Source organism: Mycobacterium appelbergii, from assembly GCF_032883035.1.
Taxonomy (GTDB): Bacteria; Actinomycetota; Actinomycetes; order Mycobacteriales; family Mycobacteriaceae; genus Mycobacterium; species Mycobacterium appelbergii.
The window spans coordinates 219,685-238,540 of record NZ_JAMQTH010000004.1 but is presented as its reverse complement, the minus strand read 5'-3'; the positions used below and the strand labels follow the sequence as shown (position 1 = coordinate 238,540).

General features: G+C 65.9%; 18 protein-coding genes. 8 read left to right on the top strand and 10 right to left on the bottom strand.

The window, feature by feature from the left end; all coding sequences use genetic code 11:
- Positions 1-9: 9 nt before the first annotated feature.
- The 8 genes from M1247_RS11175 to M1247_RS11140 all read right to left on the bottom strand — a co-directional run bounded on the left by M1247_RS11175 (position 10) and on the right by M1247_RS11140 (position 7,722).
- Positions 10-1,098, bottom strand: a complete 1,089-nt coding sequence (locus M1247_RS11175; RefSeq protein ID WP_317156384.1) for a tartrate dehydrogenase — start codon at positions 1,096-1,098, stop codon at positions 10-12.
- Positions 1,095-1,934, bottom strand: coding sequence for a DeoR/GlpR family DNA-binding transcription regulator (locus M1247_RS11170; RefSeq protein ID WP_317156383.1), 840 nt, complete (start codon positions 1,932-1,934; stop codon positions 1,095-1,097). Before M1247_RS11170 ends, M1247_RS11175 begins: the two co-directional genes overlap by 4 nt.
- Before the next feature lie 52 nt (positions 1,935-1,986).
- Entirely contained in the window at positions 1,987-2,874 is an 888-nt protein-coding gene (locus tag M1247_RS11165; RefSeq protein WP_317156382.1) for a hypothetical protein, read from the bottom strand.
- A complete protein-coding gene (locus M1247_RS11160) occupies positions 2,871-3,809 on the bottom strand; it encodes a carbohydrate kinase family protein (protein ID WP_317156381.1) in 939 nt (312 codons plus the stop codon). The genes M1247_RS11165 and M1247_RS11160 overlap by 4 nt, the downstream gene beginning before the upstream one ends.
- Positions 3,802-4,818, bottom strand: coding sequence for a Gfo/Idh/MocA family protein (locus M1247_RS11155; protein WP_317156380.1), 1,017 nt, complete (start codon positions 4,816-4,818; stop codon positions 3,802-3,804). Before M1247_RS11155 ends, M1247_RS11160 begins: the two co-directional genes overlap by 8 nt.
- A gap of 14 nt (positions 4,819-4,832) precedes the next feature.
- Positions 4,833-5,648 carry an ABC transporter ATP-binding protein gene (locus M1247_RS11150; RefSeq protein ID WP_317156379.1) on the bottom strand — a complete coding sequence of 272 codons (816 nt, stop codon included), beginning with the start codon at positions 5,646-5,648 and terminating at the stop codon, positions 4,833-4,835.
- Between the two features lie 34 nt (positions 5,649-5,682).
- Entirely contained in the window at positions 5,683-6,738 is a 1,056-nt protein-coding gene (locus tag M1247_RS11145) for an ABC transporter substrate-binding protein (protein WP_317156378.1), read from the bottom strand.
- Between the two features lie 87 nt (positions 6,739-6,825).
- Positions 6,826-7,722: an ABC transporter permease gene (locus M1247_RS11140; protein WP_317156377.1), complete on the bottom strand. Its 897-nt coding sequence runs from the start codon at positions 7,720-7,722 to the stop codon at positions 6,826-6,828.
- Between the two features lie 148 nt (positions 7,723-7,870).
- Between M1247_RS11140 and M1247_RS11135 the strand changes: the two genes are divergently transcribed.
- The 7 genes from M1247_RS11135 to M1247_RS11105 all read left to right on the top strand — a co-directional run bounded on the left by M1247_RS11135 (position 7,871) and on the right by M1247_RS11105 (position 14,923).
- Positions 7,871-8,842: an o-succinylbenzoate synthase gene (locus M1247_RS11135; RefSeq protein WP_317156376.1), complete on the top strand. Its 972-nt coding sequence runs from the start codon at positions 7,871-7,873 to the stop codon at positions 8,840-8,842.
- A 45-nt stretch (positions 8,843-8,887) separates the two neighbouring features.
- Positions 8,888-10,033 carry an LLM class flavin-dependent oxidoreductase gene (locus M1247_RS11130; protein ID WP_317156375.1) on the top strand — a complete coding sequence of 382 codons (1,146 nt, stop codon included), beginning with the start codon at positions 8,888-8,890 and terminating at the stop codon, positions 10,031-10,033.
- Between the two features lie 179 nt (positions 10,034-10,212).
- Complete coding sequence (locus M1247_RS11125) at positions 10,213-11,244, top strand: GlxA family transcriptional regulator (protein ID WP_317156374.1); 1,032 nt, start codon at positions 10,213-10,215, stop codon at positions 11,242-11,244.
- Between the two features lie 10 nt (positions 11,245-11,254).
- The gene (locus tag M1247_RS11120; protein WP_317156373.1) at positions 11,255-11,980 is read left to right on the top strand and encodes a DJ-1/PfpI family protein; all 726 of its coding nucleotides are present in this window, start codon (positions 11,255-11,257) and stop codon (positions 11,978-11,980) included.
- 10 nt (positions 11,981-11,990) lie between these two features.
- The gene (locus M1247_RS11115; protein WP_317156372.1) at positions 11,991-12,767 is read left to right on the top strand and encodes an alpha/beta fold hydrolase; all 777 of its coding nucleotides are present in this window, start codon (positions 11,991-11,993) and stop codon (positions 12,765-12,767) included.
- A gap of 21 nt (positions 12,768-12,788) precedes the next feature.
- Positions 12,789-14,420, top strand: a complete 1,632-nt coding sequence (gene menD / locus M1247_RS11110) for a 2-succinyl-5-enolpyruvyl-6-hydroxy-3-cyclohexene-1-carboxylic-acid synthase (protein ID WP_317156371.1) — start codon at positions 12,789-12,791, stop codon at positions 14,418-14,420.
- Positions 14,421-14,422: 2 nt separating this feature from the next.
- Positions 14,423-14,923 (top strand): DUF3592 domain-containing protein, encoded by a 501-nt coding sequence (locus M1247_RS11105; RefSeq protein ID WP_410506861.1) that lies wholly within the window; start codon positions 14,423-14,425, stop codon positions 14,921-14,923.
- Here M1247_RS11105 and M1247_RS11100 read toward each other — a convergent pair.
- Positions 14,913-15,587, bottom strand: coding sequence for a DsbA family protein (locus M1247_RS11100; RefSeq protein WP_317156369.1), 675 nt, complete (start codon positions 15,585-15,587; stop codon positions 14,913-14,915). The two genes, M1247_RS11105 and M1247_RS11100, sit on opposite strands and share 11 nt — an antisense overlap.
- 90 nt (positions 15,588-15,677) lie before the next feature.
- Between M1247_RS11100 and M1247_RS11095 the strand changes: the two genes are divergently transcribed.
- Complete coding sequence (locus M1247_RS11095) at positions 15,678-16,805, top strand: glycosyltransferase family 4 protein (protein WP_317156368.1); 1,128 nt, start codon at positions 15,678-15,680, stop codon at positions 16,803-16,805.
- Positions 16,806-16,884: 79 nt separating this feature from the next.
- Here M1247_RS11095 and M1247_RS11090 read toward each other — a convergent pair whose 3' ends face one another.
- Positions 16,885-18,840, bottom strand: coding sequence for an aconitate hydratase (locus M1247_RS11090; protein ID WP_317156367.1), 1,956 nt, complete (start codon positions 18,838-18,840; stop codon positions 16,885-16,887).
- Positions 18,841-18,856: the final 16 nt, after the last annotated feature.

The window sequence follows — 18,856 nt, the reverse complement described above, 5'->3', positions numbered from 1 at the left end:
TTGCCTCTCTCAAGCGATATTGGCCGGTGTGGAAACGGCAGAAATGATGGCGGCTGTTACCTCATCGGTGGTTGCGCTGCCACCGAGGTCGGGAGTGGAAATCCCGCTGGAGAGAACAGTTCGGAACGCCGCCTTGAGCTCCGCCGCAGCGTTAGTGTGGCCAAGGTGGTCGAGCATCATAGATCCGGCCCAGATCTGGCCGATCGGATTAGCGACACCTTTGCCGGCGATGTCCGGTGCGGAGCCATGCACCGGTTCGAACATCGAGGGATGCCGCCGCTCCGGATTGAGGTTGGCGCTGGGGGCGATGCCGATCGATCCGACGGCTGCGGCCGCGAGATCGGAGAGAATGTCGCCGAACAGGTTCGATGCGACGATGACGTCGAAACGCTCGGGGTGCATGACGAGTTTTGCGGCGAGGGCGTCGATGAGCACGGACGTGAGTGCGATCTGGGGGTAGTCACGCATGACGTCCGAAACCACCTCGTCCCAGAATGGCATCGTGTGAATGATGCCATTTGACTTTGTCGCCGACGTGAGCGCACGGGTGCGGGTCATCGATAGATCTGCGGCGTATCGGGTGACACGGTCGACACCGCGGCGAGTGAAGACAGCCTGCTGATACGCGCTTTCCTCGGGCTGCCCGGAGTAGATCCGGCCGCCGATCGACGAGTACTCGCCCTCGGCGTTCTCGCGCACGATGACAAGGTCGATGTCCGTGTCGTCCCGAAGGAACGACCTCACGCCAGGCAGGGTCTCGACCGGCCGCAGATTGATGTACTGGTCGAACGATCGGCGGATTGGGATGAGTAGTCCCCAAAGTGTTTCGGCGTCGGGCACGTCGGGGTGGCCGACCGCACCGAGGAAGATGGCGTCGTAAGGCCGCAGTCGATCGATCGCGTCAGTAGGCATCATCCGGCCATGCTTGAAGTAATGCTCGGTACCCCAGCCGGTCTCCTCCCAATCGAAAGAGAGCCCGTGCCTGGCGCCAATCGTGTCGAGTACGCGGATCGCCGCGGGGGTGACCTCGAGACCGATCCCATCTCCGGCGATGACGGCGATGCGGTGGTGGGAGCCGGTGGATTTGTTGTTCGTCATAGGTGTCCTGTCGGTTCGGGCTCGCTGTCGGTCACTGGCACGGTGACGACTTCGATGCCGGCGTCCTCGACCATGCGGCGATGCTCATCGCTTATGCGCTCGTCGGTGACGAGGCGGGAAATGCGACCGAGCGCGCACACACGAATACGCGAGTTGATGGTGAATTTCGTTGAATCGGTGACGAGTACGACCTCGTCGGCCACATCGACCAGCGTCCGCTTGGTCGCTGCGTCGTAGTCATTACCGCACAACACGCCGCGTGCATCGACCGAAGTCGCGGCGAGGAAGAACGTGTCGATACGGAGGTTGCGGATGGACTCGACCGTGCTGGGGCCCTCGAAGGCGAGGGAGGTCCGTACGAGGTTACCTCCGAGTCCGGTGAGTTCGACGTTTTCATGGTTGATGAGGGCGGCCATCACCGGGAGTGATTGCGAAACAACGTGTACAGAATGAATGCGGGTAAGCGCCTCGACCATGCGCAGCGTTGTGGTCCCGGAGTCCAGCGCGATCGTCGCGTTGGGCACGATGAACTCGGCGGCGCGCGCTGCGATCGCCTCCTTGAGGGTGGGGTTCCGCGCGCTCCGGGCATGATGGTCGATCCCGAGGGATTGCCCGGCAGGCAAGGCACTGATACCGCCGTGCACGATGCGAAGGGACGCATCGTTGCTCGCGAGCTTGGACACGTCCCTTCGCACCGTCATCTCGGAGACGTCGAAGTAGACCGCGAGCTCTGCCGTCGTGCAGAAGCCCTCGTCGAGGATTCTGGCCCGCATCCGATCCCGGCGTTGCGGCGCTGATACATACCGAAAGTCCTCCGACCGATTGGTCTCAGTCATCTTCTACTACCTCCGTACCGTTCTTCGTGCAATCTCGCCCGCGGACTTCGGGTCAGCGGCCGCTTTGCGCAGCTCGCACGATAGTCACGAGGTTCTCCAGCCGCTCGCGGCTCAGGCTCTCGAGCGCGCCGTGTGGGTCGTCACTGGCGGCGGCGTCCGCCCACACCGCCCGTCCTGCGAGAAACCCGTTCGCCCCACCGTTGACGGCGTGACGAACCGCTTCGGCGAAGTCGGCCGCTTCGACGCCGTTGGAGAGCACAACCCAGGGCATCGGCAGTGCCTGGGTGATGCGGCCGGCGTACTCCTCGACGAGGTCAAGCTGCCCCGGCTGGTAGGCGGGAACCTCGGCCTTGTAAACGTCGGGGCCGAACGCGGCCAACTCTTTGGCAGCAGCGAGCACGGCTTCACCATGGGATTCGGCATCGGCGTAGCGGTTGTTGTCATCGGTCCGCACGATGCCCTCGACCAACGACACGACGCCCGCTTCGCGGGCGAGTTCGACGAACTTTGCGACCTCCTTCGCCCGGAACTCGACGTCGACGTTGGGCTTCCAGATCATCAGCAGCTTCAGTGCCGAGGCACCGAGTTGATGAATCCGCTCGACGGTGAGCGACTCGTCAACGCGTGAGCGAAGGACGAACTGACCGGCCGGTTGTTCGAACACATCGGCCGATAGGATGAGCGGTGTTGTGCTGGGCAACACGGCAATCGCCTGATCGCCGAGCTGCGAGTCCAGCAGGACCGCGGAGGCAATGTCCGACATGACTGTGATCGCGGTCTTTTTGAACGCGCGGATGTCGGCATCCGAGATCGTCGACTCGTCCCGCCCGGCCGCGAGAATTGTGCGCAGCGAACCCCGCTGATCGAGCGCGAGCATGGTCATCGCGCCGTCCTTGCCGAGCACCTCGACCGCGCTGGCTCGCTCTGTGTTCGTCGTCATGCTCGTGTGCTCCTTTTGTTGAATGCGCCGGACGGTCCGGCAAGGTTGGTTCGCGCAGCGTCGGCAGCGTCGATATAGGTGGCGAGTTCATGGAGGCGTGGGATAGCAGATTGGCCGTCGAGAGCTCGACACGACAGGGCCGCAGTCGCATTCGCCCACAACGCTGCGGTCTCGAGATCGGTGCCGTGTACCAGGGCAGCAAGCAGGGCGCCGTGGAAGACGTCACCGGCCCCCAGCGTGCTGACCGCGTCCACGGGAAACGCGGCGACCGAAGCGAAGCGCCCGTCGTGCAGCACGAAGCTGCCGTCCGGGCCGTCGGTGACGACGACGTCGACCGCACCGGCTGCGACAGCTGCCCACATCGACGCACTCAGGTCCGCTGCCGGGAACCGGGCCATGATCTCCGCGCGCGTCGGCACATACAGGTCGAAATCGCGCAGGTCGGTTGCGTCCACGCGGATACCGGCATCGACGCTGACCCGGCTGCCGCTGCGTGAGTGCAGCGCACCTGCCGTCGAGTTGTGTCCGTCCGCGTCGAGGTGAATCCAGGCGGGCTGGGAGGCGATGGCCCGTGTCGCGTCGACGCGATGGGCAGGCACGGTGATGATCGTGCGCGTTGCCGAGGCACCCATCGCCACGTTGATGCTCTGCGGGGTGGCGAGGTCACGATCGCGCACGACGTATCGGGTGTCGACGCCCTCTTCCTCCATTCGCTCGAGGAGGAAGCGTCCGGCGGCATCGTCACCGATGAGAGTGCACAGGGCCACGCGAACGCCCAGGCGCGCCATCGCCGCAGCGGACGTGTTGGCGTTGCCGCCCGGAGCGTTGACGATGCGGTCGGTGACGATGCGCTCATCCTCGACGGGCTGGTGGTCGACCCAGGCGAGCGTGTCGTATTTCGCCGAACCGATGCAGACGACGTCGATGTCAGACACCCACTACCACCCCGGTTAGAGACTCGGCACGGATCCGGTCGGCGGCAGCCAGCACCTCGAGGGTCGCGCGGTGCGTCAGCAACGGGTGCTCCAGTCGCCCTTCGGCAAGTGCTCTGCCGACCGCGGCCACCTCGAACTCGAACCCATTGGAGAGCCGCCCGTCCATTGATTCGTTCGCACCATCGAGGCGCCTGAGCCGCCATCGGGCAGGACGATGAAAAGGGCCGTCTACCATGATGGTTCCCTCTCGCCCGGTTACCCGCGCGTCGCCGGGCAGATCTTCATCGAGCGACACCACGTGTGTCGAGTGTCCGCGCTCATGTACAAGCGATGCGTCGACGCGTGAATCGACTCCCGAGCGGGAACGAACGTCGACCTGACAGATTTCGGTGACCGCGCCGAGCAGGTGCACTGCCAGCGTCAGCGTGTACACGCCGAGGTCAGCGAGCGCGCCGCCGCCGAGCTCAGGATCTAGCAGCCTGGGAATAAGGGTGCTGCCGAACTGAGCCTTGCCGCTCTCGGCCCATACCTCGTCGACCTCGCCGAGCAGACCGCGTTCGACAGCATCGTGAAGTGCGATGCTGTGCGGCAGAAACCGCGTCCACATGCCCTCCATGGCGAACACACCACGTGCATCGGCCGCATCGAGAACACGTCGGCCATCCGCCTCGGTCATGGCGAGCGGCTTCTCGACGACGACGTGCTTTCCTGCTGAGATCGCGGCGAGCGCGTGCTCGACGTGGAGCGTGTTGGGTGTGGCGACGTACACGACCTCGACCGAGTCGTCACCCAGAAGAGCGGCGTAGTCGCGGTGCACCCTTTGCACGCCCCAACGTTCGGCGAACGTATCGGCGCGATTAGCGTCACGGGACGCTACAGCAGCGATCGTCGAACGGGTATGGGTTGTCAGGCCTTCCGCGAGCCGACCGGCCACCCAACCGGGGCCCAGGATGCCCCAACGCGCTCCCGGTGCCGCCCGCGGGTCGTCGGGCTTAAGAGCGATACTCACATCCTGCTCCCGACTCAGTGAAGGACGCCGAGGCGCTCGAAGTGGTCGTAGATCCGCGCCGTGTACACGCCGAACTCGGGAGAGTCGCCCAGGGCGAGCGGGCGAGGACGCGGCAGATCGATCGCGATCTCGTCGACGATCGTTCCCGGCGACGGACCCATGACGATCACTCGGTCCGAAAGCCCGACGGCCTCTTCGACGCTATGGGTGATGAAGAGGACCGTCGGCCGCCTACCCATCCACAGCTCCTCCAGATCCTTGCGTACCTGAAGCCGGGTGAGAGCATCGAGCGCTCCGAAAGGCTCGTCCATCATCAACAGTGGGGGATCGTGTACCAGCGTCCGAGCGAGTGAAACTCGCTGGCGCATACCGCCGGAGAGCTGATTCGGGTACTTGTGACGTGCATTGTCGAGGCCGAGGCTGTGAAACAGTTCCGCCGCTCGAGCTTTAATTGGGCGCATGTCGCGCTTCCGCACGATGCCTTGCAGCAGCACGTTGTCTTCGGCGGTACGGAAGTCGAGCAGAAGGTGGTCCTGAAAGGCGATACCGACTTCGGTGAGGGGGCCACTGAGCCGCTTGCCGTCGACCGAAATGCTGCCTGCTGACGGGCTGAGGAGACCGGCAACCATCAGCATTAAAGTGCTTTTGCCACATCCACTCGGTCCGACGACCGAGACGAACTCACCGGGGTCGATGTCGAGACAGACAGGTTCGAGGGCGCGGAATTCTTTGGGAGTGCTTGGGGCAAAGACTTTTTCGACGTTGTCGATGCGGATACCGACACCGCTCGCGGTGGTGGCCGATTTTGGGGGCGCCGTGGTTCTGGGCATGGCTGTCACCTCTTGTGATGAGTCGCAGGTCAGTTCAGGCAATCGGGCAAGCACGAAGTTCGGCCTCGTTCGGCACGTAGTCGAGCGAGTAGTAATCCGTCGCGGGCTTGTCCTTGGGCAGCATGCCGACTGCGGCGAGATTCTCGACGGTCGTCGTCCACTGCTCGGGGCTCGCCTTGCCGATGAACTTTGCGCCGTTCGCGCACATGAGCACCTCGGTTGCATCCAGTTGGCCCTTGCCGAGTTCGGCGCTGGCATCGGGGAATACTTCGCTCATGGCGGCGAGCGCCGCGTCGTTGTCGTCGATGGCCGCAGACCAGCCCTTGAGACTTGCGTCGACGAAGCCGCGCACGGCCTCCGGGTGCTCTGCAAGGAAAGAGTCGGACGCGACGATCGAGGTCGAGACGGTCGCGGCACCGTTATCCGAGAACAGGAAGTCCACGGTGTCGGCGCCTTGCTGCTTCAGTTGAACTCCGAAGTTGTCGATCGAACCGAGAATGACGTCGACCTGGCCCTGCAGGAGGGATGCGACCATCGATTCGGCGGGCATGTTCACCTCTTCGATGTCATCGGCGGTCAATCCGATCGAATCGAGCACAAGGGGGAACATTGCCGCTTGTGAATACCCATTGGGGATTGCGACCTTCTTACCCTTGATCTGCTCGATGGAGGTGATACCGGAGTCTGCCAACGCGGTCACCTGGTTCGGATTGCTCTGCAGGATCGTGGAGACGATAGTGATCTTGGCGCCGTCCTTGACCAGGCCCATGACAGCGGCGGAGTCGGCGAACGCCACGTCGATCTGCCCTGCGGCAACAAGCTGTGCAGTGTTCGCCGAGCCGTTGCCGGGCTCGATCTTGACATCGAGGCCGGCGTCCTTGTAGTAGCCGTTCACAAGTGCGAGTTCGAATCCGGAGTTATAGCCCGCGGCTGGGGAATTCAGCTGGAAGGTAATGGGTGTGAGGGCTTCGGAGGCCGCGGAATCGGAGTTGTTGGTGTCACCTCCGCCACATCCCGAGAGAACAAGAGTGGGGACTGCGACGAGTCCGGCGAGTACGGGCTTCCACAGCGTTGTGGTGGCATGCTTCATCTGACATTCCTTAACTTCGATTGCTGGATGTGCGAAATAGGTTTGCTTACAGGGCTATAGCGTCATGCGGCGGCAGTGCTGCGTGGCTCAGTCGAGGGGGCGAGATCGTTGCCAGGGGGTCATGATCCACTCGACGAACTCGACGATGTAGTTAAGTGCGAGGCCGATGACGGTGAGCACAAGCAAAATGGCGAATACGAGCGTGATGTCGAGGTTCGCGGTGCCTTGCAGGAGCAGGTAACCGAGTCCTCGGTTCGCCCCGACGAATTCGGCGACGATCGCAGCGGTTGCCGCAATTGTGGCGGAGGTCTTGAGTCCGCTGAAAATGACGGGAAGCGCCGAGGGGAAGCGCAGGAAGCGGAAGGTCTGCCATATCGTCGCCCCCATTGAGCGGGTGAGGTAGAGGTAGCGCTGATCGAGAATCTGGAACCCCGAGATGCTTGCCAGGAGCAGGGGGAAGAAGGTCATCATCACGGTCAGCAAGACTTTGGATTCCATGCCGAAGCCAACCCAGATGATGAAAAGCGGTGCGATCGCGATCTTCGGCACGAGCTGAATGAAGACGAGGACCGGGTACACCATCCGGCGGGCCACGCTGGAGAGAGCCACGAGCAGGCCGAGGGGTATCGCGGTGACCACGGTGAGCCCAAATCCCAGAAAAATCTCTTGGAGCGTGACGATGCCGTTGCGCCATAGCGTTTCGCTCGAGGTGAAGATGCGGGTGAAGACCTCGATCGGTCCGGGGAGCAGATACTTCGGGATCTCGAATATCCGCACGGACAGATCCCAGATGAGGACGATCGCCGCGAACGTGAGCACCGGCAGCATTCCGCCGAGGACCGCACTGAATTTCCGCCGGGTCTTTACGACGGGCAGGGTAGCGGTGGGTGGCGGGGCGGTGGCCCGTCGGTCCTTTTGCATCGTCATCAGCACTCCCTTGTACGTCTGGTGATGTCCCCCACATTGCTTAGCGATCATGACCATAATCACATTGAATGTGAGAATTCAAGCATAAATGTGAAAAAAACAACATCCTATTCATGGCGACCCGCAGGCGGTGCCGACACGATCTGGTCCTCTTCCTGGTCCTCTTCGAACGCCACCCCGTTGGATCGAGGGCATCATTGGCGGCGTGGACAACGGCGTGCCAGGACTCGATGATCTTTTGGAACGTCTGCACGTTGTCGCGTTGCCGATGCGCGTGCGCTTCCGCGGCATCACGGTGCGGGAACTGGCGCTGATCGACGGGCCGGCCGGCTGGGGTGAGTTCGGGGCGTTCGTCGAATACGAGCCACCCGAGGCGGCGGCCTGGCTGGCCTCGGCGATCGAGGCCGCCTATCAACCTGCGCCTTCAGTTGTCCGCGACCGCGTTCCGATCAACGCCACCGTGCCCGCGGTGGCCGCCGCGCAGGTGCCCGAGGTGCTGGCCCGGTTTCCCGGGGCGCGCACCGCCAAGGTCAAGGTCGCCGAGCCCGGTCAGACGCTGTCCGACGACGTGGCCCGGGTCAATGCGGTGCGGGCGCAGATTCCGGTGGTGCGGGTCGACGCGAACGGTGGCTGGACCGTCGAGCAAGCGGTGGCCGCGGCCACCGCGCTCAGCGCCGACGGTGCGTTGGAGTACATCGAACAGCCCTGTGCCACAGTGGAAGAACTCGCCGAGCTGCGACGCCGGGTGCAGGTTCCGATCGCCGCCGACGAGTCCATCCGGAAGGCATCCGATCCCCTGCGGGTGGTGCGTCTCGGGGCCGCGGATGTCGCGGTGCTCAAGGTAGCCCCGTTGGGCGGAGTGTTCCCGATGCTGAAGATTGCCGCCGCGATCGACATCCCCATCGTGGTGTCGAGTGCGCTGGATTCGGCGGTCGGCATCGGCCGGGGTCTGCTGGCCGCGGCCGCGCTACCGCAACTCGGGCATGCCTGCGGGCTGGGCACCGGTGGGTTGTTCGTCGAGGATGTCGCCGAACCGCGGGTCCCGGTCGACGGCGCTCTACCCGTCACCCCGCTCACTCCGGATCCGGCGCGGTTGGCGGCATTGGCTGCCCCGGCGTCACGCCGACAATGGTGGATCGACCGCGTGCGTGGCTGCTACCCGCTGCTAGTGGGGTAGTCGCCTACGCTATCGGCGCGCGAGGCCCGGCGCCACGCTGGATGCATGTCTGCAATCCGTGTCGGCCTGTTGGATCCGATTCTCGCATCGCGGCCTGCGGTGGATTCATTCACCAGGGCAAGCTATTTGAGCGCAGTGGCGACCGGAATCGACTCGTTCTGGGTGCCCGATCACCTCAACGGTCTGTTTCCCCGTGCGTTGTGGCAGCCGAAGTACATCGGCGCGGCGAAGATCCTGCCGTCGGCCGATGCATATCTGGAGCCGTGGGCCATGCTCGGCAACCTTGCCGCGCGTAATCGGCTCGGGCGGTTGCGCTTCGGGGTGGGGGTGACCGACGCCGGTCGACGCAATCCGGCGGTGACCGCTCAGGCCGCCGCGACGATGAATCTGTTGACGAAGGGCCGCTTCATTCTCGGCATCGGGACCGGGGAACGTGAGGGCAATGAGCCGTACGGGGTGGACTGGTCCAAACCGGTGGCCCGTTTCGAAGAGGCCATGGCGACAATCCGGGTGCTGTGGGATTCCGAAGGCGAACTGGTGAACCGGGATTCACCGTACTTCCCCCTACGCAACGCTCTCTTCGATCTGCCCGCCTACCGCGGAAAGTGGCCGCAGATCTGGGTGGCCGCGCACGGACCCCGCATGCTGCGCGCGGTCGGCCGGTACGGCGACGGCTATTTCCCGGCGTTCCCACACACCCCGCAGGACTATGCCGATCGGTTGGCCGCGGTTCGGACGGCGGCATCGGATGCCGGCCGTGATCCCATGGCGATCACCCCCGCGGTCTGTCTGTCGGTGTTCACCGCCGCGAGCCGCAGTGAAGTGGACGAGGCGCTCGGCTCCGAAATCGCGCGGGCCGGCGCGCTGCTGGCCCCCGACGAGTTCTTTGCGCGTCACGGCGCGCAGCATCCGTTGGGTGTCGGCTTCGCGGGCGCGCAGGACGTGTTGCCCCAGGAGTGGGATGAGCAGACGGTGCTGTCGCACATCAAAGGCATCGACCGCGAGATCGTGCGGGATACGGGGTTGAACGGCACCCTCGCCGAGGTACTGGAACGGGCCGCGGAGTGGCGGGATTGCGGGGTCCGCTACATGGTCCTGATCAACAGCACGGTGCTGCGCCCGAGCCTGCGCCGGGGCATCGCGGCGCAGCGACTGTTCTACCGCATCGTCCGCGGCATCAAGAAGCTTTGAGCGGGACCTCTCCAGAAAAGTGGTACCGCCGGTGGTACCACTTGTCCAGGGCACATGCCATCCCGGCAAGACGTTGCGGAATTCCATCCGCCGAAGTCGGGGCACCACTCGGCGCGGTACGTGTACTCGGTCATGCCGTCGATCATTGCCGCGGCCGCCGACATGTCCTGATATGTGGGATGCATGGCGTAGACGCCATGGGCCTGGTGCTCAACACTGAAGAAGTGACGCGCAAGGTGGTGATCCTGGGCTACTCCGGCGTGCAGGCACTCGACGTCGCCGGGCCGTTCGACGTCTTCACCGGCGCCACGCTGGTCATGGGCAGCCAGGGGCGCACGGACGGATACTCCGTCACCCTCGTCTCGGCCGACGGCCACCCCGTCAGCACGCTGAGCGGATTGGAATTCGTCGCGCATCCTCTGCCCGATCCGTACGCGGAGATCGACACCGTCGTCATCCCCGGTGGCGTCGGGGCGGATACGGTCCGGCACAACCGGTCGGTCATGGACTGGATCAAAACCACGCGGGCGCGCCGCATCGTGAGCGTATGTACCGGCGCCTTCGTGATCGCCCAGGCCGGACTGCTCGACGGTTGCCCCGCCACCACCCACTGGGCTTCCGCGGGCCGGCTCGCCGCGGAATTCCCCGCGGTCACCGTCGATCCGGAACCGATCTTCGTACGTGGCTCAGAGCGGGTCTGGACGTCGGCCGGGGTCACCGCGGGCATCGACCTCGGATTGTCTTTGGTCGAAGACGATTACGGCACCGACGTCGCGCAGACCGTGGCCCGCTGGCTGGTGCTCTACCTGCGCAGGCCCGGTGGGCAGACCCAGTTCGCCGCGCCGGTGTGGATGCCCCGTGCCAGGCGCGAACCCATCCGGAACGTTCAGGAGATCATCGAGTCCGAACCCGGTGGGGCACACAGCATTGCCGAGCTGGCCCGGCGGGCCGCGATGAGTCCACGGCATTTCACCCGACTGTTCACCGACGAGATCGGGGAGGCTCCCGGCACGTATGTGGAACGGATCCGCACCGACGCCGCACGGCGGCAACTCGAGGAAACCGATGACACCGTGACCGCCATCGCTGCCCGCTGCGGATTCGGCACCGCCGAGACCATGCGCCGCAATTTCATTCGGCGACTGGGCATTTCACCTGATCAGTATCGAAAGACTTCTGCGCACGCGAGGAGCGGAAGTGCTCACGTCTAGAGGAGACATCATGCAAATCGCCATCGTGTTGTACCCCAGCTTCACCGCGCTGGATTTCATCGGCCCTTACGAGGTGTTGCGCAACCTGCCCGATGCCGAGGTCCGGTTCGTGTGGCATGAGCCCGGACCCGTCACCGCGGACTCCGGGGTACTGATGGTCGGCGCCACCCACTCGTTCGACGAGACTCCGTCGCCCGACGTCGTACTGGTGCCAGGGGGACCGGGCACGATGGCCGCGGCGCGCGATGAGAAGGCGCTCGATTGGCTCCGCCAGGTGTATCCCGGCACCACCTGGACCGTGTCGGTGTGCACCGGGTCGGTGCTGCTGGCAGCGGCCGGACTGCTCGACGGTAAACGCGCCACCTCGCACTGGTCGGCACTCAGCGCACTCAAGATGTTCGGCGTCACCCCCGTGAGCGACCAACGGATCGTGCGCGAAGGCAACGTGGTCACCGCGGCGGGCGTGTCGGCGGGCATCGACCTGGGCATCTGGCTGGCCGGGCAGATCGGCGGGGAAGCCAAGGCCAAGGCCATCCAGCTGCTGATCGAATACGACCCGCAGCCACCCTTCGACTCCGGGCACGCCTCCAAGGCCTCAGCCACCACCAAGGCCGGCGCAACGGCGCTGCTCAGCAGGGATGTGATGAAGCCCGAACCGTTGAAGGCGACGGTCGCGCTGGCCTGGGAACAGGGTCTGCGCAAGCTCCGCGGTCGCGGGAACGTCGCCGTCCAGTAGCGTCGGCCGGGTGAATCTGGCTTTCGACGACCGAGGAAAAGGCGACCCGGTGCTGTTCATCGCCGGTCGCGGCGGCGCCGGCCGCACCTGGCATCTGCACCAGGTGCCGGAGTTCCAGCGGGCCGGCTACCGCGTGATCACCTTCGACAACCGCGGGATCGGCGCCACCGAGAACGCGAGTGGCTTCACCACCGAGCAGGTGGTGACCGACACCGCCGCACTCATCGACAAGGTGGTCGGTGGGCCGGTCCGGGTCGTCGGGGTGTCGATGGGCTCGTTCATCGCCCAGGAGTTGATGGTGGCCCGGCCGGAACTGGTCACGCACGCGGTGCTGATGGCCACCCGGGGCCGCCACGACAAGGCTCGCGAGTTCTTCCACAACGCCGAACGGGCACTCATCGACGCCAATGTCACGCTGCCGCCGAGCTATGACGCGAAAATCCGTCTGCTGGAGAACTTCTCACCGAAGACACTCAACGACGACCGTGCTGTCGTCGACTGGGCGGAAATGTTCACCATGTGGCCCACCAAGGACACCCCGGGTTTGCGCAGCCAGCTCGCGGTGGCCCCGGAAGGCAACCGGCTGCCGGCATATCAGCACATCAAGGTCCCGGTACTGGTGATCGGCTTCGCCGACGACGTGGTGCTGCCGCCGCACCTGGGCCGTGAGGTGGCCGACGCCATTCCCACCGGGCGGTTCCTGGAGATACCCGACACCGGTCACCTGGGGTTCATCGAGAAACCGCAGGAAGTCAACGCCGCGATCCTCAAGTTCTTCGCTGAATAGGGCGACGAATAAGGTGGTGTGGTGAACCCATCGACGGCACAGGCCCGCGTCGTCGTCGACGAACTGATTCGCGGCGGTGTCCGCGACATCGTGCTGTGCCCGGGCTCGCGCAACGCGCCGTTGGCCTTCGCGCTGTCCGACGCCGACCGGGCCGGGCGTATCCGGCTGCATGTCCGCATCGATGAGCGCACCGCCGGTTACCTGGCGATCGGGCTGGCGGTGGCCGAGCGCGCCCCGGTCTGTATCGCGATGACCTCGGGCACCGCGGTCGCCAACCTGGGCCCCGCGGTGGTGGAGGCCAACTACGCCCGGGTGCCGCTGATCGTGCTGAGCGCCAACCGGCCCTATGAACTGCTCGGCACCGGGTCCAACCAGACCTTCGAACAGCTCGGCTATTTCGGCACCCAAGTGCGGGCGAACATCAGCCTCGGGCTGGCCCCCGAATTCAGCGGTGCCGCGCCCGTCGACCTGACCACACTCAACGCCCAGTGGCGCTCGGCGACGTGCCGGGTTCTGGTGGCCGCCACCGGCGCCCGCACCGCCAACGCCGGACCGGTGCAGTTCGACATCCCGCTTCGCGAGCCCCTCGTGCCCGATACGGCGGACGCGTCGTTCCCGCCGGGTCGCCCGGACGGCAAACCGTGGACCCACACCCCGCCGGTGACCTTCGACCAGCCCCTGGACATCGACCTCACCCCGGACACCGTCGTCATCGCCGGACACGGCGCCGGCGCGCATCCCAACCTGGCCGAGCTGCCCACGGTGGCCGAGCCGACCGCGCCGCCCGCGGCCAATCCGCTGCACCCGATGGCGCTGCGGCTGGTGCATCCGAAGCAGGTGATCATGCTGGGCCGCCCGACGCTGCACCGCCCGGTGTCCACGCTGCTGGCCGATCCGGCGGTGCCGGTGTACGCGCTCACCACCGGACCCCGCTGGCCGGATGTGTCGGGGAACTCGCAGGCCAACGGCACCCGGGCGGTCACCTCCGGCACACCGAACCCCGCCTGGTTGCAGCGCTGCGCCCAGGTGAACCGGCAGGCGGTGGCCGCGGTACGCCAGCAGCTCGCGGCCCACCCGTTGACCACCGGTCTGCACGTCGCCGCGGCGGTGGCCGACGCGCTGCGGCCCGGGGATCAGCTGGTGCTTGGCGCGTCGAACCCGGTGCGGGACGCCGCCCTGGTCGGGCTGGACCCGCAAGAAGTGAAGGTGCGCTCCAATCGTGGCGTCGCGGGCATCGACGGTACGGTGTCGACGGCGATCGGCGCGGCCCTCGCGCACACCGGTCGGACCATCGCGCTGATCGGCGACCTGACGTTCGTCCATGACAGCTCCGGGCTGCTGATCGGCCCCACCGAGCCGACGCCGCGCAGCCTGACCATCGTGGTGTCCAACGACAACGGCGGAGGCATCTTCGAACTGCTCGAGCAGGGCGATCCGCGGTTCTCCGACGTGTCGTCACGGGTCTTCGGCACCCCGCACGATGTGGACGTCGGCGCGCTGTGCCGGGCCTACCACGTGGAGAGCAGTCAGGTGGAGGTCGACGCGCTCGGTGCGGCCCTCGACGAACCCTTCGATGGCATGCGGGTGTTGGAGGTGAAGGCCGACCGGTCATCGCTGCGTGCTCTGCACGCATCGATCAAGGCCGCCCTGTGAAGGTGTCGGGCCTGGTCAACCGGTTGAAAGCGTGGGTGCAGCCTGTCCTGCCGCATCTCTACGGTGAGCCGGGGGAGAGCCGGTCCGAGCGCATCATCCGGCGCGTCCGGATCGGCATCGTGCTCGCCGCCTGCCTGGTGACGCTGCAGTCGGCACTGTTGGTGATGGGCGCGTGGCGCAATGACCGGCAGATCGAGCGCAACATGGGCGTGGCGGCCGCGGAGGTGCTCAGCGCCGGCCCACGACGCTCGACGATCGAGTTCGTGACGCCCGACCGCGTGACCTACCGTCCGGAGCTCGGGGTGCTGTATCCGTCCGAACTCGATACCGGGATGCGGATCTATGTCGAGTACGACAAGAACGACCCGGACCTGGTGCGGGTGCGGGACCGTAACGCCTCGCTGGCAATCGTTCCGGCCGGATCCATCGCGGTGGTGGGCTGGCTGGTGGCCGGTGTGGGGTTGGTCGGGTTGTCGCTGTTCCAGCGACGGCTCAATTCCTAGAACGCTTCATCAACTGCGACAGCCAGTCGTCGTCGATGTCCACCTGCTCGTCGTCGACCAGGTTGTAGATGGTCGGGGTGCCCACATCGAGAACGAACTCACGGAGCAGGTCGACATTCTGCTCCGACATCAGTTCCGCGTCGACGCCCTCGGTGCCCGCGGCGATCTTGTCGATCTGATCGGCGCCGACACCGCTTTCGCGCGCCATGTCGGCCAGCTCGTCATCGGTCGGTCCGGGTGAGCCCTCGGGCTGCTGGTGGCCCCACAGGTCCTCGACGAAAGCCTGGAACGCCGCACCTTTCGTGCCGTCGCCTGCGGCCAGGAACATGGCGTTGCTGACCCGGGCCGAATAGTCGGTGCCACGGTCGAGGAAGGTCAACGGGCGGTAGGTCACGGCGAGCTCGCCCTGACCGATGTAGTCACCCATCGCCGCCCCGAAATCCTCCTGCAGCCGGGCGCAGGCCGGGCACTGCGGCTCGGTGAACACCTCGATGCGGACCGCGGCATCCGGGTAGCCGATGAGGATCCCGGCGCCGTCCTCGGTGATCTCGCTGGGCGGTGGGGCGTGGTTCGCCTGGGCCGCGCCGTCGATCAGTCGGGTGCAGCCGCCGGTGGTCAGCGCTACCGCCGCCAACACCACGCCCAGGGTTCGCGATAACCGCATGTCGGCAACCCTAGTCGGGCGTATCAGGTTTTTGCGTGTCGTATCCCCGGCGGCAACCTAGTCGACAGCTGTGACTGGGAGCATCGTGACGTGCGCGTTGCAATCGTCGCAGAGTCGTTCCTCCCGAATGTCAACGGCGTCACCAACTCGGTGCTTCGGGTGCTCGAGCATCTCCGCCGCACCGGTCACGAAGCGCTCGTCATCGCGCCGGACACGCCGCGCCAGCAGCCCCCTGCCGAGCGGATATACGAGGGTATCCGTGTGCACCGGGTGCCCTCGCGGATGTTCCCGAAGGTCACGTCGCTGCCCCTGGGGGTGCCGCGGCCCCAGATGGTCCGGGTGCTGCGCGGATTCGCGCCCGACGTGGTGCATCTGGCATCCCCGGCGTTGCTGGGATACGGCGGGTTGCACGCGGCCCGTCACCTCGGTGTGCCGACCGTGGCGGTGTTCCAGACCGACGTGGCCGGTTTCGCCGAGAGTTACGGCATGGGCGTCGCATCGCGGGCGGCGTGGGCGTGGACGCGCCATCTGCACAGTCGCGCCGACCGCACCCTGGCGCCGTCCACGTCGGCGATGGAAAACCTTGCCGCCCATCATGTTCCACGGGTGTTTCGGTGGGGGCGTGGCGTCGACATCACGGGCTTCGCCCCGTCGGCCCGTGATGAGCGGTTGCGCGCGGCGTGGTCGCCGGCCGGTAAGTCGATCGTCGGTTTCGTCGGACGGCTGGCGCCGGAGAAGCATGTGGAACGCCTGGCTGCGCTGGGGCGACGCGAGGATTTGCAGCTCGTGGTCGTCGGTGACGGCATCGACCGTGCCAAGCTTGAATCAGTGTTGCCCTCAGCGGTTTTCACCGGAGAGTTGCACGGTCCGGCGCTGGCTGCCGCCTACGCGAGCATGGACGTGTTCGTCCACCCCGGTGAGCATGAGACGTTCTGCCAGGCAGTGCAGGAGGCGATGGCCTCGGGGGTGCCGGTGATTGCCCCGGACGCCGGTGGTCCGCGAGATCTGGTGAGCCCGTACCGCACCGGGCTGCTGCTCCCGGTCAACGAGTTCGAGGCCGGCCTGCCCGCGGCTGCCGAGCATCTGATCGCCGAGCGGCCCCGCTACGCACGTGCCGCCCGCCGCAGCGTGCTCAGTCGGACCTGGCCTGCCATCTGTGACGAGCTGATCGGCCACTACGAAGCGGTGCAGGGCCGGTACCGGCTCCAGGCGGCCTAGTTTTCCTGCGCGAGCAGACGCTGCGGTACCTCGGAATGCGCGTTCCACGGTACGTAACTGTCTGCTCGCCCGGGGAAAGTTACGGGTGTTGCGTCGCAAGCCAGGGGATCAGGCCACCGGCCAACACGTGTTGGACCTGGCGCTCGGACAGCCGGTGCCGCACCGGAAATGACGTGTCCCGGGTGGTGTTGCGGACCGTGATCGGTTCGCCGTCACCGAGTGCCCGGCGGAGCCCGGTGAGGGCCAGCACGTCGTCCTGCGCCACGGTGTCGTAGTCGGCGGCGTCGGCGAACTCCAGGGCCAGCACACCGAAGTTGGCGAGGTTCTGCCAGTGGATACGGGCGAACGACTTCGCGATGACCACCCGAAGCCCGAGGTGGCGTGGCGCGATGGCCGCGTGCTCACGAGAGGAGCCCTGCCCGTAGTTGTCACCGCCGACGATGATGTGGCCGGTCTCCGGCGCGGCCTGCGCGCGCTCGGGATACGACTCGTCGATCTGGGTGAAGCTGAACATCGCCAGCTTCGGAATGTTGGACCGGAACGGCAGGGCCCGTGCGCCCGCGGGGGAGATCTCGTCCGTGGAGATGTTGTCGCCCACCTTCAGCAGCACCGGGGCCTCGATGTCGTCGGGCAGCGGACTGAGTTCGGGCAGGCTGGAGATGTTGGGGCCCTTGACCATTTCGACTGCGCGGGCCTGTTCAGGCTCGAGCGGCGCGACCAGCATGGCGGTGTTGACGCTGTGCCGCGCGGGCAGATTCAGAGTCGGGTACGGAACGCCCTGGTCGTGCGCCCACTGTCGCGGGTCGGTGATGACGCCGGTGATGGCCGACGCCGCAGCAGTTTCCGGCGAGCACAGCCACACCGAATCTTCGCGGGTGCCCGAGCGGCCGGGGAAATTCCGTGGCATGGTGCGCAGCGAGTTACGACCCGTCGCCGGGGCCTGACCCATGCCGATACAGCCCATGCAGCCCGCTTGGTGGATCCGCGCGCCGTTGATCACCAGCTCGGTCGTCGCACCCATTTTCGTCAGGTCGGTCAGGATCTCGCGGGACGTCGGATTGACATCGAAACTAACCTCGGGCGCGCTCTGGCGACCACGCACCATCGCCGCCGCGATCGCGAAGTCCCGCAGGCCGGGGTTGGCGCTGGAGCCGATCACCACTTGCGCGACCGGTTCACCCGCCACCTCGGCCACCGGCACCACATTGCCCGGCGACGAGGGCTTGGCGATCAGGGGCTCGATCTGCGAGAGGTCGATGACCTCCTCGATGTCATAGTCGGCGCCCTCGTCGGCGACGAGCTCGATCCAGTCGTCGCCGCGCTCCTCGGCGATCAGGAAGTCCCGCACCACCTGGTCGCTGGGGAACACCGTTGTGGTGGCTCCGAGTTCGGCACCCATGTTCGCGATGACGTGGCGGTCCATCGCCGAAAGGCCGTCCAACCCTGGGCCGTAGTACTCCATGATCCGGTTGACGCCGCCCTTGACGTCGTGGCGGCGCAACATTTCGAGGATCACGTCCTTGGCCGAACACCATTGCGGCAGCGTGCCTTCCAGACGAATACCCCACACCTGTGGCATCCGTACGTGCAACGGCTCACCGGCGATGGCCAGGGCCACCTCCAAACCCCCGACGCCGATCGCCAACATGCCCAACGACCCGGCGGCCGGGGTATGCGAATCGGAACCCACCATGGTCTTGCCCGGGATGCCGAACCGCTGCATGTGCGTCGGATGTGAGACCCCGTTGCCCGGCTTGGAGAACCACAGGCCGAAGTGCTGCGCGGCGGTGCGCAGGTACTCGTGGTCCTCGGCGTTCTTCTCGTCGGTCTGCAACAGGTTGTGGTCGACGTATTGCACGCTCAGTTCGGTACGGGCGCGGTCGAGCCCGAGTGCCTCGAGCTCCTGCATGACCAACGTGCCTGTCGCATCCTGCGTCAACGTCTGGTCGATGTGGATGGCGATCTCGTCACCGGGTGTCATCGCCCCGGACACCAGATGCGAACCGATCAGCTTGTGGGTGACTGTCTCGGGCATGCCATGGGAGTTCCCC

Bases quoted from the DNA above. Each gene is read 5' to 3' on its own strand.
- M1247_RS11175 (WP_317156384.1), bottom strand. From the start codon at position 1,098: ATGACGAACAACAAATCCACCGGCTCCCACCACCGCATCGCCGTCATC.
- M1247_RS11170 (WP_317156383.1), bottom strand. From the start codon at position 1,934: ATGACTGAGACCAATCGGTCGGAGGACTTTCGGTATGTATCAGCGCCG.
- M1247_RS11165 (WP_317156382.1), bottom strand. From the start codon at position 2,874: ATGACGACGAACACAGAGCGAGCCAGCGCGGTCGAGGTGCTCGGCAAG.
- M1247_RS11150 (WP_317156379.1), bottom strand. From the start codon at position 5,648: ATGCCCAGAACCACGGCGCCCCCAAAATCGGCCACCACCGCGAGCGGT.
- M1247_RS11145 (WP_317156378.1), bottom strand. From the start codon at position 6,738: ATGAAGCATGCCACCACAACGCTGTGGAAGCCCGTACTCGCCGGACTC.
- M1247_RS11140 (WP_317156377.1), bottom strand. From the start codon at position 7,722: ATGGTCATGATCGCTAAGCAATGTGGGGGACATCACCAGACGTACAAG.
- M1247_RS11130 (WP_317156375.1), top strand. From the start codon at position 8,888: ATGTCTGCAATCCGTGTCGGCCTGTTGGATCCGATTCTCGCATCGCGG.
- M1247_RS11125 (WP_317156374.1), top strand. From the start codon at position 10,213: ATGCATGGCGTAGACGCCATGGGCCTGGTGCTCAACACTGAAGAAGTG.
- M1247_RS11120 (WP_317156373.1), top strand. From the start codon at position 11,255: ATGCAAATCGCCATCGTGTTGTACCCCAGCTTCACCGCGCTGGATTTC.
- M1247_RS11100 (WP_317156369.1), bottom strand. From the start codon at position 15,587: ATGCGGTTATCGCGAACCCTGGGCGTGGTGTTGGCGGCGGTAGCGCTG.
- M1247_RS11090 (WP_317156367.1), bottom strand. From the start codon at position 18,840: ATGCCCGAGACAGTCACCCACAAGCTGATCGGTTCGCATCTGGTGTCC.